Source organism: Pontibacter sp. 13R65, from assembly GCF_047525655.1.
In the GTDB taxonomy this organism is placed as follows: Bacteria; Bacteroidota; Bacteroidia; order Cytophagales; family Hymenobacteraceae; genus Pontibacter.
In genome coordinates, this window is the sequence record NZ_JBLIQL010000008.1 from 67,978 (window position 1) to 82,709 (window position 14,732).

10 protein-coding genes are annotated in these 14,732 nt (G+C 47.6%); 6 read left to right on the forward strand and 4 right to left on the reverse strand.

Annotation, left to right across the window (positions count from 1 at the left end; translation table 11 throughout):
• Nucleotides 1–41: 41 nt before the first annotated feature.
• Nucleotides 42–2,807 (reverse strand): hypothetical protein, encoded by a 2,766-nt coding sequence (locus tag ACMA1I_RS11675; RefSeq protein ID WP_337068516.1) that lies wholly within the window; start codon nt 2,805–2,807, stop codon nt 42–44.
• Between the two features lie 331 nt (nt 2,808–3,138).
• Between ACMA1I_RS11675 and ACMA1I_RS11680 the strand changes: the two genes are divergently transcribed.
• On the forward strand, nt 3,139–4,083 hold the full coding sequence (locus tag ACMA1I_RS11680; protein ID WP_337068517.1) for a 2-dehydropantoate 2-reductase: 945 nt from the start codon (nt 3,139–3,141) through the stop codon (nt 4,081–4,083).
• A 49-nt stretch (nt 4,084–4,132) separates the two neighbouring features.
• Here the strand turns inward: ACMA1I_RS11680 and ACMA1I_RS11685 are convergent, their stop codons facing one another.
• Nucleotides 4,133–4,336, reverse strand: coding sequence for a hypothetical protein (locus ACMA1I_RS11685; RefSeq protein WP_337068518.1), 204 nt, complete (start codon nt 4,334–4,336; stop codon nt 4,133–4,135).
• A 75-nt stretch (nt 4,337–4,411) separates the two neighbouring features.
• Here ACMA1I_RS11685 and ACMA1I_RS11690 point away from each other — a divergent pair, with 75 nt between their 5' ends.
• From ACMA1I_RS11690 to ACMA1I_RS11710, 5 genes are all read left to right on the forward strand, one after another.
• Nucleotides 4,412–4,684 (forward strand): hypothetical protein, encoded by a 273-nt coding sequence (locus ACMA1I_RS11690; protein WP_337068519.1) that lies wholly within the window; start codon nt 4,412–4,414, stop codon nt 4,682–4,684.
• A gap of 613 nt (nt 4,685–5,297) precedes the next feature.
• A complete protein-coding gene (locus ACMA1I_RS11695) occupies nt 5,298–6,545 on the forward strand; it encodes a ribulose-bisphosphate carboxylase large subunit family protein (protein WP_337068520.1) in 1,248 nt (415 codons plus the stop codon).
• Nucleotides 6,545–7,951: a four-carbon acid sugar kinase family protein gene (locus ACMA1I_RS11700; protein ID WP_337068521.1), complete on the forward strand. Its 1,407-nt coding sequence runs from the start codon at nt 6,545–6,547 to the stop codon at nt 7,949–7,951. Before ACMA1I_RS11695 ends, ACMA1I_RS11700 begins: the two co-directional genes overlap by 1 nt.
• 5 nt (nt 7,952–7,956) lie before the next feature.
• Nucleotides 7,957–8,616, forward strand: coding sequence for an aspartate/glutamate racemase family protein (locus ACMA1I_RS11705; RefSeq protein ID WP_337068522.1), 660 nt, complete (start codon nt 7,957–7,959; stop codon nt 8,614–8,616).
• 11 nt (nt 8,617–8,627) lie between these two features.
• Nucleotides 8,628–9,974 (forward strand): bile acid:sodium symporter family protein, encoded by a 1,347-nt coding sequence (locus ACMA1I_RS11710; RefSeq protein WP_414703905.1) that lies wholly within the window; start codon nt 8,628–8,630, stop codon nt 9,972–9,974.
• Between the two features lie 123 nt (nt 9,975–10,097).
• On the opposite strand, the gene ACMA1I_RS11715 is transcribed toward ACMA1I_RS11710, so the two are convergent.
• Together ACMA1I_RS11715 and ACMA1I_RS11720 are read right to left on the reverse strand one after the other, a co-directional pair.
• Nucleotides 10,098–13,430, reverse strand: a complete 3,333-nt coding sequence (locus tag ACMA1I_RS11715) for a UTP--glucose-1-phosphate uridylyltransferase (protein WP_337068524.1) — start codon at nt 13,428–13,430, stop codon at nt 10,098–10,100.
• Nucleotides 13,431–13,656: 226 nt separating this feature from the next.
• The gene (locus tag ACMA1I_RS11720) at nt 13,657–14,607 is read right to left on the reverse strand and encodes a UTP--glucose-1-phosphate uridylyltransferase (RefSeq protein ID WP_337068525.1); all 951 of its coding nucleotides are present in this window, start codon (nt 14,605–14,607) and stop codon (nt 13,657–13,659) included.
• Nucleotides 14,608–14,732: the final 125 nt, after the last annotated feature.

Genomic DNA, 14,732 nt, shown 5'->3' on the forward strand with positions numbered 1-14,732 from the left:
CTTCTACAGCCCCGCTTTTGTTTTATAGTGTTTTAAAGCTTCTACTCAAAAAGCCAGTCTATATCTTTGGTACTTCCTGCCAAACCGGCATCGTAAATTTTCAGCTCCTTTGTGCCGTCGATAAAACCAATCAGTAGCAACGCCCCTTTTGGCAAATGGAGCGTATGTGCGCCAGCGTTAAAGGAGTAGGAGTGGATGTTAACTGGGGGAAGGTCACCGGCTACAATGGCATTGGTGATCTTGGTCTCACCCTGGCCGTAATCATTGGCGGTGGCATCTGTCTCTAGTTCGGGGGCACGGGCAAAGTTAGGATCTTGCTCACTGCCATAAGCCACCGGTTTTTTAAAGTACCCAACCAGCAGCTTAACCGGCCTGGATGCTGTAAACTTAATTGTGGTTCCTTCTGCTATTTGCTTAGCTTTAGAATAGCGCATGCCTTTAAGGCCTCTCAGCTCTGGCGCAACATCCTGAATAAGCACGGTAGTGTCCGCAAATAGTTTCTGGCCTTTGCCAAGTGTATAGGAGCCCTCCGTTTTGGATTGAATGATGACATGGGCATTTTTGAGAGGAACTACTTTAGCAGCCGTGGCATTATGGCTTGTCTTCAGAGAATCGATTCGTTGCTTAAAGGTAGAAAGCTCCTGCTCAAAAATCGGCAGAATTTCTTCCCAATGTTTAAACGCTCCATCTGTTGCTCTCACCGGTATTTTGCGCTGCGTGGTTTGCATGCTGTTGGCATACAGATAGGTATCTTTAGTAAGCCGTACAAGTTCGCGGTAATGCTCCATGCTTTTTTCCAGGTGCGGAAGCGCCTTCTCCAGGTCGGCTACATCTTCTGAGTACTTGTAGCGCAGGACCTTTACGGCGGCCTTTACTTTTTCGGAATAATGCTGGGCCATGGCATTATAAACGTACATGTCGTTCTGCAGCCTGGCGAACTCTTCTTTGTTCTGGGTTACTGCACCAGCCGCTTTGTCTATGGCTTCTACTGCTTTTCTGCCGTGCACTACTATTTCTTCGGCTACCTGCACCGGCGTTTCGCCCACGTGCTTTTCTTTTTTCCATTCTTTTTCAGCATACTCAATTATCATTTCTCCTTCCGGAGCTTCAGACTCGTACATGAGCGTGAACACGCTGTAGCGGAACGGATTAATGAACTGTGTCATCAGCATGCCCAGGCTCATGGTTTGCCGGTTGCCATCGGTAATGCCAAAGCGGCGCAGTATCTTAGGCGAAATTTCCCCAGCTTCTTCCTGCGCTTGCAGCACGTGGCGGCCCTGCTCAGGTGCCATGCCAAATTCCCGGCCTAACTTGTTGCTCCAGTAAGCTTCTTCTTCGTTTTTAGGACGTTGTGATTTCCAGGCATAACGGGCCCAGGCTTCGTACCACATCCAGTCGCGGTCCAACTGCAGGAGGCGCTCGTTTGTTTTATCGGCTGTGTAAGGCCAGTCCCAGTAGGAGGCCTGCGGGTACAGGTGCAAACCGTTCGACTCATACACCTCGTGCATGGCCCGCACCGATTTTTGAATAAAGTCAGGAGAACTGTACCGGAAAGGCTCCAGGTTAGCCAGAATGTGCACGTTTTGGATGTGTACCGTTCCGATGCGGCTTAAGTTGCGATGCAATTCTGCCCACTTACCGCGAGGGGTATAGGTGGTGAGGGCTTCGCCATTGTACTTGGCCATTGTGTAGAGGTTCTTGTAAATTGGCAATGCCTCCTTCATGACGCGTGGAGCATCGGTGTCATGGGCACGAAGCACAATGGGTGGCTCCACGGTTTGTCCGATAGCCTTCAGCCCATCCTGCACCCCCGGTATAATCGTTTTGGTGAACCAGTCCACATCATCCTGCCCCACACCTTCCATGGCTTCGCCCAAGGTTATCAGCAGCCCCACATTGGGATATTTCTCTACAAAAGCAGCAATAGATTTGCGGGTGTAGTCTGAAAGCAGCGGCGTGATAGGCCGATTTCGGTCTTGTGTTTTGATGTCGTGCTTTTCGGCGAATGGTTTGGAAACGATGATGTTGTAAAACATCTGTATTACCCAGATTCCACGCTTTTCAGCTTCTTCCGTCAGGAATCGGTACAATTCTTCATTTTTGGCGAATGTTTCCTCGTCCACCTCCAGCGCGTAGGGGTAATCAGGTAATTTTACAAGGGAGGCAAAAGGGTGGCCATTCCAGAGGTAGAGAGAATTGTAGCGGTTCTCCACCATCATGTCGAGGTACTTGATCCACAATTCCTTATCATACAGCCAAGGGAAAGTCTCTTCGGTATACGGATATTCGTAAACGGTGCGGCCGGGTAGGTAGTAGGTTTTTTGAACGCCAACCGCCGTGCCACGTAGCACCATCTCCGGCTGATCGGTTAGTTGCAGGTTGTGGGGCAGTTCGCCTTGCTTTTGTAACTGATCTGCTACTTCCAGGCAGCCATAGAGCGCACCAGAGGCATCAGTTCCCGTAATTGTTATCACATTTTCGGCAGTAGCGATTGTGAAACCTTCTTTGCCAGTTGAGTTGATGTTGCTGCTGGCATCTGCAGCGGGAGTCTGTATGGCAGTGTCTGTAAAGCCAATGCGTATTTGCCTTCCCTTTTTGGGCTGCTTACCCTGTGTTACAACTTTGGCGGGGTAGCCGGCATTTTGCAGTGCCAGCTGTAGCCTTTCAGCCCCGAAACTTACCCGCGAAGGCGCTGCTTGCGGTATAACAATGGTTACAGCCTCTCTTTTGGAGGAACTGATATCGCTTTGCCTGCAGGAGCTGAAAAGCAAAAACAGGAGAGGTACTAGGAGTAAGATCCGCTTCATGTGGTATGTTATTCGTGTAAGTAAGGTAATCTCTGATTGGTGATGAAACCGCCGCCGCCGATTCTCCTGCAGAACAACCGTTCATTTGTTCAAAAGTAAGCATTCGCCATAAAGGAATCAAGCTTCGTATTTATTAGTAAAGAAAATATGTATATAGAAATAACAAAAGGCTGCTACAATGCCTATATCAGCAGCTACAAGAACGGCTTTGCAGATACGCAATAGCTTAAATTACTGCCTAGGCTTTCCTGATACCAATTAAGCTCCGGAAGGGTATTCTCATTAGAATAATTTACCTTTGGAATATTCAGATACTAACACACAACTACGTATGGCAAATATAAAAAAGAGGATCGGGATTGTAGGAATTGGTGGAGTAGGAGGCTTTATTGGCGCCCCACTGGCCGCCTTTTATGCTCATAGGCCTGAGGTGGAGATCGTATTTATTTGTAGAGGAGAAACCCTGCAAAGTATTCAACAACAAGGGCTTGTTTTTAGAAGCGCGGGGCAGGAGCAAACGGTAAAACCAGCCCTGGCCAGCGACGATCCTGCCGCCATTGGACAACTCGATGCCCTTTTTATCTGCACCAAATCCTATGCCTTAGCGGAAGTACTGCATACCTACTCCGACTGTATCGGACCAGATACCTTGCTGGTTCCTCTGCAAAACATGGTGCATGCGGCCGAGGTTATCCGGCAGGTGCTGCCTGCGAAGGGGAGGGTCCTGGAAGGCTGTATTTATGTGGTCTCGAATATGGCAGCGCCCGGCGTGGTAGAACACAAGGGTGGCCCCGGCAAAGTATACATAGGTGGTGAGGCGCCAGAGTCAGCTGCCTGGCTTGTAAAGGCAATAAGGGCGGCAGGCGTAGACCTCAGCTTCAGCCATAACATAAAGGAGGTTTTGTGGCAGAAATACTTGTTTTTGTCTCCGGTAGCGGCTGTTACCACAGCTTATCAGGTTACCTTTGGTGCCATAGCCGCAGATGCTGCTTTACTAGAAGTGTTGCATTTTATGATGCTGGAGATCAATGCGCTGGCCTCAGCAACTGGAGTGAATTTACCTGAAGAAAGTGTAGCCACAGCCAAAGCGTTGCTAACTAAGTTTCCTGCAGAATCCAAAACCTCTATGCAACTCGACTTTGAGCAGCACCTGCGCAACGAGAAGCCATTTCTAGTAGATTATGTGCTAGCCAAAGCAAAGGAAGCTGGTATACCTGCAGTAGCCTACGAGCAGGTAAACGAAAAAATAACAGCGTTATATCCGGCGCTGGGGTAAGGTGATGTTTCTAAGCAAAAGGGAAAACAACCCATTGAACCAGACACAGTCATCGGCTTCTGCTAAAGCCATGTTTTAGCAAATGCTTGTTAATATTACTTAGTTGCACCAAATACAAGAAAGCAGTACTCAAAGCAAAGCATTGGCAGATATTTTTAGGTTTCATTCTTTTATCTTTTGCTGGTGATATAGATTTAGGAGATTCATCAACTTTAAAAGTTATTTTTAGCACTTTATTTTTCATAACCATCATAAGTTTTCCATTAGTTATTGGAGCTGAGCTTTATGCCTATGTCCCGAAAATGTAAAGCTCAACTACAACCTTATTTTGATAAATGGAGCAATAGTGTTGCTTATTGTAGGAGTTGCTTTGATTTTTGGCGATGGACAAAAAAAAGAATTTAGCGGTTTTGCGGCCTTGCCTATTTATTACTTCATCTACGCTTACTTTTACATTCATGCATTTCCTGTAAAAGCACTTAAAACGATAGAATTAGGAAGAGAGGCTAAGTTAGGAAAGTATGCGGGAGGTATGGCGTTGATGTTAGTGTGGCCCCTTGGCATATGGTTTTTACAGCCTAGGGTTAACAAAATAAAGTAGTTTGTGCAGTACCTGTAAATACAACCAATTTTACTATAAAGTGGAGAACGTTTAGAATGGCCTTAGTGCTCTAAGCCCATTTCTCACCTCAAATACCTCTGGAAGACCAATTTCATTGGAATAATTTAAACCTGTATCCACCTCCTTGCTGCGGCCTGGCTTGATGTACATAAAGTGTAAGCAACCACACTACTTTTTAGCCTTTCTGCAATTTTCTGATCAAGATGCTTACTACTTTAAATATAAATTGCTACTTTACATGTAAATTTAGCAATAGGGCCCAAGGTAGCTGTTTCAAACTATTTCCTGACGAAGGTATATTTGATAGCTAGTATGCAAGAACCTGTACCGCTGTAGAAGGTGGTTAGATTACAAGTTCAACAATTTATTGAGCCGTGTGCTAAACAAGCCATAAGGTGCTGCTGGCTTATGGAGCCTCTGGAAGGCTATTTTAATTAGAATAATTGTGTAGTAAAAAATTTTAATCAATCACTTAACAAACGATAGTTATTTATTGAGAACCAGCGAGTTATTTTACTTAAAAGGTGCTGCATAAATAGCCACTCATAAAACCATCACTAAACATAGCGCCTTAAAGGCAACATCACATTCTATGGAAAGAATAACTGCGACGTATTATATCGAAACGCCCTACGAGTTGGAGAAGGCAGCTGCTGTGCTAGCCGGAGAACAGTCTTCAGGAACATTTGTGGCCGTACCAGGCGAAACAGAAGAACTGAAGCAACGCTTTGCCGCCCGCGTAGAATCCATTACGCCGCTTGAAACCGTTTCGGAGCCAGCCATACCTGGTGCCGTTTCAGCCAAAGGCCAATACCACAGAGCTTCTATAGAAGTTTCCTGGTCTATCGAAAATTTTGGATATAACCTCCCCACCATGGTTTCTACGCTGCAGGGGAATTTATACGAAATCACGCAGTTCACGGGCCTGAAGCTGATGGACCTGGAAGTGCCGGCTTCTTTTGCCGATCATTTTGAAGGCCCCAGGTTCGGGATTGAAGGCTGCCGCAAATTAACAGGCGTGGAGGGAAGACCGCTGATTGGTACGATCATTAAGCCAAGTATAGGCATGACACCGGAGCAAACAGCGGCGCTGGTAAAAACGCTGGCCGAAGCAGGCATTGATTTTATAAAAGATGATGAACTGCTTTCCGCCTCCGCCAATTCTTCATTCGAAGATCGGGTAGATGCCGTGATGCGGGTGATCAACGACCATGCCGACAAAACAGGCAAAAAGGTTATGTACGCCTTCAACATCAGCGATGAAATTGATTCGATGTTAGCGCGTTATGATAAAATAGTAGCAGCTGGTGGCACCTGCGCCATGGTAAGCCTGAATAGTGTAGGTCTGGCTGGTGCCAAGAAAATCTGTGACCAGGGGCAACTCGCCATTCATGGGCACCGCAACGGCTGGGGCATGCTGAACCGGCATCCTTTGCTGGGTATTGAGTTCCCTGCTTACCAAAAGCTTTGGCGATTGGCAGGAGTAGATCAGATTCACGTAAATGGCATCCAGAACAAATTCTGGGAGTCCGACGATTCCGTAGTGAAATCCATTGAAGCTTGCCTAAAGCCTATGCTGGGCGGTTACTCTGTGCTGCCGGTGGTATCATCAGGTCAGTGGGGCGGGCAAGCTCCTGAAACTTACCGGCGTACTCAAACCACCGACCTCCTTTACATGGCAGGAGGTGGCATTATGGCACACCCTGATGGGCCTACAGGTGGCGTGGTAGCCTTAAACCAAGCATGGGAGGCAGCTGTACAGGGTCTTTCAGTAGAAGAGGCCGCCAGCAAGTACGCTGAGTTCTCTAAATCAGTTGAAAAATTTGGATCTAAAAAATAATGGCATCCCAAGGCAATCTTTTGCTGGCTTACTACGGCGACGATTTTACAGGTTCTACCGATGCACTGGAGTTTTTAAGCAGGGCAGGTGCTAAAACGGCGCTTTTCATTGAGCCTCCCACGCCCGAACAGCTGGCCCGCTACGAAGGCTTACAAGCCATTGGTGTAGCCGGCATGACACGGGCTATGGCTCCTGCCGAAATGGAACAGGCACTCGTGCCAGCTTTCACTGCCTTGCGGGCACTTGGTGCTCCGCATGTGCATTACAAAGTTTGCTCCACCTTTGATTCTTCGCCAACCATTGGCAGCATCGGCAAAGCTATTGATGTGGCTGCCGAAATATTTAAAGCAGCCTTTGTGCCGCTTTTGGTGGCAGCCCCTGCACTGGGTCGATACTGTGCCTTCGGAAATCTTTTTGCCCGCATGGGTATCGGAAGCAAAGGAACTATCCACCGCCTCGACCGGCACCCTTCTATGAGCAAGCACCCCACCACACCCGCCGATGAAAGTGATCTGCGCCTGCACTTGTCGCGGCAGACAGCCAAAAGCACCGGCCTGATGGATATTTTGCAGGTGGTATTGCCCGCCGAAGAGGCAGCAGAGGCTTTAAGAAAAACTATAGTTAGTGGGTCAGAAGTTGTTCTTTTTGATGCTATTTACGAAAACCAGATGGCAGGTATCGGGCGCTTGCTAGATGCTTATGCCAACCCGGAGCAACCTCTTTTTTCGGTAGGGTCTTCCGGCATAGAAATGGCGCTGGGCAATTTTTGGAAAGAGGCGGGGCTGTTGGAGGCACCGAAGTCCTGGCCCAATCCAGAGGTGGCGGAACCGCTGCTGGTCGTTTCAGGCAGTTGCTCTCCTGTTACCTCCGGTCAGATAGAATGGGCTGTTTCAGAAGGCGAGTTTATAGAAATAAAACTTGATACAGCTGCCATTGCCCGGCAAGCAGATGCTGCTGCTGCCATAATGGCTGGCTGTGCTGAAGAGGCTATTGCTGCCATAAATCAAGGTAAAAGTGTTATAGTGCATACCAGTTGTGGCGCTGATGACGCGCGCATAGCAGAAACGAAAAAAGCACTTGCCGAAACAGGTAATAAATCGCAAACCGCCCAATTATACGGTACCGCGCTGGGGCAGATTGCCAGAGAAGTAGCTGCTCACACAGCGGTTAAGCGTGTGGTGGTGGCTGGTGGCGACACATCCAGTTATGCAGCCCGCGCCATGGGCATAGAAGCAGTAGAAATGGTGGCACCGCTCTCACCTGGCGCACCCATTTGCAAGGCCTTTGCACCCGGCTCACCGGTAGATGGTCTGCAGGTAAATTTTAAAGGCGGACAAGTGGGAGCCCCAGATTATTTTGGCATGGCCTCTCAAGGAAAATCAACACTCAACATTCTAAATACCTAAACTAAATGAAAAAGAAAACATTAGGCCTGATACATACTTCAGCCACCTTAGTACCTGTATTCCAACAGCTCTGCAATGAATCGTTACCTGATGTAAATGTGTTTAACATTGTGGATGACAGCCTTATAAAAGATGTAATCACCAGAGGCGAATTAACAGCAGCTACTTCCAGAAGAGTAGTAGACTATGTGGGTTCGGCAGAGGCAGCCGGTGCCGATTATATCATGGTTACCTGTTCCTCTATAGGTGCGGCCGTAGAGGCGGCGGCGGCGCTCACCAGTGTGCCAGTGCTTCGCGTAGATCAGCCGATGGCAGATCTGGCGGTTCAAACAGGAAAAAAGATTGGTGTAATTGCCACTTTGCCTACCACACTCGGCCCTACCAGCGACCTTGTAACCCGCCGTGCCGCCGCCGCAGGCAAAGAGATAGAACTTACTTCAAAATTATGTGAAGGTGCCTTCGAAGCGCTCATGAGTGGCGATGCTGCCAAACACGATGTCATGGTATCGGCTGCCCTGAAAGAACTCGCAGGTCAGGTAGACGTTGTTCTGCTGGCGCAAGCTTCTATGGCACGTGTAGTGGATGGACTGGACGAAGAAACGAAGAAAGTTCCGATTATTGCCAGTCCGCCGCAGGCCATCAAGCATCTGGCAACAGTGCTATAATGAAGACGCCTATGAACATGCTGCGTAAAATTTGTCTTGGCCTCGCGGGTCTGGCGCTCCTTTTCTTGCTGATAGGCCTCCTCATGGGGAATGTACCTATGTGGCAAGCTGCTGCTGTGGTTACTGCCGTAGCTGCCGCCATTGGAATAGGGGCTGTTCCAGCCTTGGCAGGTTACCAATACACTGCCTGGATTCTGGTGGCTGTCGTAGCTGCAATGATTTACCCGGCAGCTTTCCTCAGTTGGGGCGAGTTCGACCTGCGCAATAAATGGCTGATTTTGCTGGTGGTGCAGCTGGTGATGTTTGGGATGGGCATCCAGATGAGTCTGCGCGATTTTACTGGACTTGCCACCACCGGGCGTGGTGTGTTCATAGGCTTGCTGTGTCAGTTTTCCATTATGCCGCTAGTCGGCTTTGTGCTTACTAAAATATTTCAGTTTGAGCCTGAAATTGCGGCAGGCGTTATTCTTATTGGAGCCTGCTCCAGTGGGTTGGCCTCTAATGTAATGGTGTATATTGCAAGGGCTAACCTGGTTCTGTCTGTAACAGTTACGGCACTTGCCACTCTGGTTGCCCCATTTATGACACCTTTTATGATGAAGCTGTTTGCCGGTGCTATGATTGAAGTTAAGTTTATCAACATGATGATGGAGATCATTAAAATTGTGATAGTGCCCATTGGTGCCGCTCTCCTGCACGACTATCTCAAAAGGGCTTCACCACGAGGCTGGAAAACAGTACGTTTCATTGCGGTAGGTTGCGCACTATGGCTACTGGCACTTCCTTTTGGCTTCTGGAACATAATGGAGACTAATTTGTCTGCGCCAGCCTTACAGACCGCTGAAGTTTTAAGCTTTTTTTCCGGCGCTTTCTTAGTTGGCTTGTTTTACCATATTCTTACCACCAGATACCATCGCCTCGATAGCTTTATGCCTTACATTTCCATGTTTGGGATTGTGTACTTTACTACAGTCACCACAGCTGCAGGCCGCGATAACCTGTTGCAGGTAGGGTTCTTGCTTTTTCTGGCGGCCGTATTGCACAACGCCTCTGGCTACTTCTTCGGGTACTGGTTCAGCCGTTTACTGGGCCTCGACAAAAACTCAGCCCGCTCTATGGCTTTCGAGGTAGGTTTGCAAAACGGCGGCATGGCCTCTGGTCTGGCAGGCAGCATGGGCAAACTTGGAACCGTTGGACTTGCTTCAGCCGTATTCAGCCCCTGGATGAACATCTCAGGTTCCATACTGGCTAACTACTGGCGTAGCAGGCCTATAAAAGAAAATACGGGTAAAGAAGAGGTGGAGAAACGACTGCCATTAGAAGATGCCACTGTTAAAGAAGTTTTAGATAAAGATTAAATTACCCTATGGCCGGTTTTAGCCTAAATAGCTCTTAAAGGCCATTTTCATTAAAAGAATTAGAGCGTACAACTTGCCATTATAGGTCTGCTGTACGCTCTTTTTATTGGATAAAATTTTAAGTTAAAATGCGCCTAAAGCCATCACATAATCTTTGCTACCATCTGTCACCCAGGAGTCTAATTGGGCTGGGTCTTTCATTTGCTGGCCCCTTGGCCGTGGCACAACTATATAACCGCATTTAACATCTGGCAATGCCGTCATATCTGTCCATAGCTTCTCTATTTGAGATACGGGATAAATGTCTTCCTGCCCATGGCCCCAGCGGTATTTTACTTCCTTTATAGTAACGTAAGTTGGAATACGGTGAGCCACACTTCGTACAGCCTTGGCGAGTAGAGAGGTATCTCCTTTCTGTAAATCCTCACGGGTCAGACCAAACAATTGCAAAAGCGGGTCAATCTGAATCCAGGTGGTGTTGGAATTGTAGTAACTTAGTTTTAGCTCATCTTCTTCACGCGGTTGCGCCAGCCCTTCGAGCAGACGTATTTGACCGTTTACTTTCGCTAATCCGCCTCCCTGGTCTTCTATCCGGCGTGGTACCACCTCAAATGTCAGCATGTTGCCCGACTCCAGGTGATAACCTAGTGCGGCGGGATTTACATCTGCACCCAAGGTATCGATATTATGCAGCATGATGGTTTGAACTTGTGGCTGTTCGTGCAACAGGCGAGCGAGCGTACCATTGCGCAGCATGTTCGATACTTCGTACCAGTGGCCGAGCGGGGAGAAGCGTTGTGCGGCAATATTATCTATGTAATCAGTACCCTCACCTTTAGACTTCGCCCAACTTATCATGCTCTGGCGCACAGCATCCCGCACTTTTTGCTTGTTCTCATCTAATGTCTCCTGCGGCATTTCCTCCCACATAAAGCGCAGGTCGCGCTCCATCGGCACAAAGCGTTGGCCTATTGATCGACCCTCAGATAAGTATACGCTCCCGGCATACCCAAAATTCTCAGTCTGTTCCAGCTTCTTCCGGATAGGCTCATGGGTAAGGTAGCTGGTTGCTATGATATGCGGTATGTTAGTTTGATATTGAGTGGAAACTTTTTGCGTTTTGGCCAGGTGGATCTCCAGGAAGCTGCGGTGGTGCCCGTTTAATTCCACAAAAGGGTTTAAGGCTTTAATTACACCGGCTCCTTTGGTCCACCGGCTTCCTACACCAGCCGCCAGGCTAAGCACTGCTACTTTGCCAGATCTTAAAGCTTCTTTTCCTGTATTTTCAGCAGATGCAAGCTTTTCCAGTAAAACCACATCAGCAGATCCAACATCTTCAATAGATGTTTCGGCAGCGAGGCGGTTCCGTGATAAACCGATGCGGCCCTTCTGCAGCTGCTCCCTTATTTCTTCGTGCTGAATAAAGTCAAAACCATTGGCTTTTTTTACTTGGTCAGCTTTCTCGTTTTCGATACTGCGGTTGCCCTGCGTAGATGGGTCAGACACCTTAAACAAGTTGCTCACAATAGTGCGCAGCAGGGGATAGGCTAGGTTATTCTGCTCACAAAAGGTTGTAAACAAATCAATTTCGGCTCGCCGTATGTAAGAAATAGTGGCCGGATCTTTTCTAACAAGCTCTGAAACATGAATGGCATAGTACTGCTCCGGCATCAGAGCCTCATTGCCGTCCTGCAGATTAGCCCAGGTGCCTTTATTATTAATGCTCCAATTGTATACCACAGGCTCCATGGCAAACGGCAAAGAGTCAGATAACTCTGCTTTAGTTTCTCTGAGAAGATCCAGTACGCCCAGTTTATACTCTTCGTAGCGCGCCGGATTTACAAACATACCCATACCACCTCCCGACATGCCTCCCAGCATCAGGAAACCGTAATAATCGCTACTAAATTTCTTCTTAGCCTTTGCAATTATTTGTTCTGTAAAGTGAGTGGAGGCCCAAGGAATAATTGTTTTGATCGGGCCTTCCCAATTGCGGGCCGTATTAGCACCGAGCTTCTGAATATCTCCTTCTTTGATGGCAGCAAGAATGTTGTCGAATATCTGGTTAGTCTGCTGCCGTGCCGCCCATTCTTTATCGCCACGCAGAAGGTACTTCTCTGTTACCATCTCCAGAATAGGACCCACGTTGGAGGCCATACCGCCGTGCATCAGCACCAGCGAATTCATAATTTTATCGGCAATGTCTGGATGTACTTCTTCCCCCTGCAACACCTGGTGCCGTGGGAGAAGCGTGCCTCTGCTGATACCGTATTCCGGATCTCCGTCCTGCGCAAAAGTGCCTTGTATAGATTTGATACCGGGCCAAACGCCGCCGGAATCCTGCCAGCCACCACCGGAACCTCCAATCCACTCCCCTAATATGGCTCGAGAAGCAACCAACCTTCTTTCTCTTTCTTCCAGGCCGCCCTCCAAGGATTTGGTTTGGCCAGTAGCACGCATCAGCAGGCTGATAATACAACCCAGCAGGTTGGTAGATACAGCAAAGCGAGAACCTTTTGGAATATCGTTTACTTTGGTAACAAGTTCTATCCCCATGCCTGGCGCTACAATCCGAGCCAGTATGTCGGGTAAAGCCTGGTTTGTTCCTTCAAACGAAGGTGGAATTAGACCTGAGGCAATTACGCCGGCTTTAACCAGGCTTAAATAATCATTGCCAAAATTAAAGAGGTCTGCCAGGTCGTGTATGTCTTTAGTGGTGTTTAGATCAATACTTGTAAGACGCAGCACTGGTTCCTGAATCACCCGCACATAGGCGTGCAGCGGTGGGCGTATGTCCGCATCCCGACCAAAAACTCCCAGATTAATAGAAAGATTGATAACGCGGGCACCTTCCGGATAGTCCATTCCCAAGAAGAATATATCGGACCAGCCGCTATGGGTAAGATCCATGCGTACAGAAGTTTGCTCGTGCAGCATGGGGTAAAAGAGCGTGTTTTCCTGTCGCTGTAAAAGGCGTGAATGAATTCTGATAGGATGCTCCTCCTGATGCCCCACCCGAAACATCCACTGATTGCCTTTGCTGGAACGTACACTTTTACGAACCTGATCCGCTAAAATCTGGAACGACAGATGATGGTAGCTTTCGGCAAGTGCGCTGAACAAGGCTGCGTTTGGACCCGTTTTATCTAGCTCCTGCAAAAAGGTGCTGATGGCCTGCTCGAAGCGCCGGGCCAGCAAATCTTCAAAGCCAGCGTAAGCTATTTTACCTACTGCTGGTGTGTCCTTTGCCTGCATCAGGAAAAACCGGTAGCCAGCGTACAAAAACTGAATGGCCCTTACTTTATCGTAAAGGTTGGGAGTTGCCTTTCTGAAAGAATCCAGTTCCCGCAAAGCCGCCTGTAGCTCCTTAGCCGTTAAGCTCCGGCTTATTTCGAAAAAGGAGCGGTTTCGTACCTGTGCTTCAGAAGAGGTAATGGTTTGTATAAAAATGTTCATGCTACTTTCTGGTGGCTAGACATAAGTTAAAAGACTTTACAATGGTGCAGTGTACTTCAAAAGCACCGGCTACACATAACTACATGGAGAGAGAATTTCAATTGCAAACTTTCCCATGATCACGGTTGTCAGCCTATTACCTCACATGGAATTTCACTTGGTTCCATTTCACTTAAGGTAAAAAGCATGGTGTCCTTTGTCTTCTGTCTTGAATCTATTTCAAAAATTATTTTGATGTTCTGGCATTAGCTTCGGCAAGCAATTCTACCAGGGTGGTAAGGGTTTCGCTATGTGCTTCGCCTGCTAGTCCGAGGGCAACTTGTGCGCTTAATAAGCCATGTTTTCTACTTAAATCATAGCGACTGCCTTTCACCTCTAAGGCCAGGTACTTTTCCTGCTCAGCCAGTTCCTGTAAGGCTGGTGTCAGCATAACAGGATGATTTTCCTGGTCTATTTGTTTTTGCAAAAGCTCGAAAATAGCTGGAGTGAACACATGCATGCCAAAAAAGCATAAGTAATAGCCTACCCGCAAACCTGGTGTTTGCAATTCCAGTTCAGCCACACTTAAAGATGGTTTCTCAATTATTTTTTCTATTTGGTATACGCCATGGTGGTTAGCAGCCTGTTTGCCAGTTAGGGTGCCATAGCGGCCAATCTGGTGTTCGATGGTAGGGTTTACAGCTGATACTGCGCAACCTTCCTTTGTTGCCAATTCTATTAGCTGTGCAGCACATCGCTTTTGAAGCCTATCTGAAACATAAAGATAATCGCCCAGAAGAAGCAGAAAGGGTTCGTCATTAACAAATTCCCGGGCACAATACACAGCATGTCCATATCCTAGGGGCTCCTGTTGCTCCGCAAAATGAAGCCTGCTAAGCAAACCGTCTACTTTCTCGGCCTGTTTTTTCGCCCAGTCAACACTTTTAAATGATTTTAGCAGATTGTCGCGCAACGAAGAGAAGGCACTCAAGTATCGTTCTCTATCGCCAGGGGCACATACTATGCAAAGTTCTTCAATGCCACTGGCAAAGGCTTCTTCTGCAATAATTTGTATAACCGGCTTATGCAGGCCATCAATATCAATTACCGGAAGCATGGCTTTCTGTATGGTGTCTGCCACAGGGTAGAGCCTTTCTCCACGGGCCGCTGCGGTAATAACTGCTTTTTTTATTTTCATTTTAAAGTATTATCAGGGCTTTAATAGCCGGTTTCATTTAAAACTGGATTAATTTATTAAATTTTTCTTTATTACTACCTTCATCAACTTCTTATAGCTCATAGTAAAATTAGCGTAGCATTTAC

Excerpts from the sequence above, each read along its gene's own strand:
- ACMA1I_RS11715 (WP_337068524.1), bottom strand. The coding sequence starts at position 13,430 with ATGAACATTTTTATACAAACCATTACCTCTTCTGAAGCACAGGTACGA.
- ACMA1I_RS11705 (WP_337068522.1), top strand. The coding sequence starts at position 7,957 with ATGAAAAAGAAAACATTAGGCCTGATACATACTTCAGCCACCTTAGTA.
- ACMA1I_RS11680 (WP_337068517.1), top strand. The coding sequence starts at position 3,139 with ATGGCAAATATAAAAAAGAGGATCGGGATTGTAGGAATTGGTGGAGTA.
- ACMA1I_RS11720 (WP_337068525.1), bottom strand. The coding sequence starts at position 14,607 with ATGAAAATAAAAAAAGCAGTTATTACCGCAGCGGCCCGTGGAGAAAGG.
- ACMA1I_RS11710 (WP_414703905.1), top strand. The coding sequence starts at position 8,628 with ATGAACATGCTGCGTAAAATTTGTCTTGGCCTCGCGGGTCTGGCGCTC.
- ACMA1I_RS11700 (WP_337068521.1), top strand. The coding sequence starts at position 6,545 with ATGGCATCCCAAGGCAATCTTTTGCTGGCTTACTACGGCGACGATTTT.
- ACMA1I_RS11695 (WP_337068520.1), top strand. The coding sequence starts at position 5,298 with ATGGAAAGAATAACTGCGACGTATTATATCGAAACGCCCTACGAGTTG.
- ACMA1I_RS11675 (WP_337068516.1), bottom strand. The coding sequence starts at position 2,807 with ATGAAGCGGATCTTACTCCTAGTACCTCTCCTGTTTTTGCTTTTCAGC.
- ACMA1I_RS11685 (WP_337068518.1), bottom strand. The coding sequence starts at position 4,336 with ATGATGGTTATGAAAAATAAAGTGCTAAAAATAACTTTTAAAGTTGAT.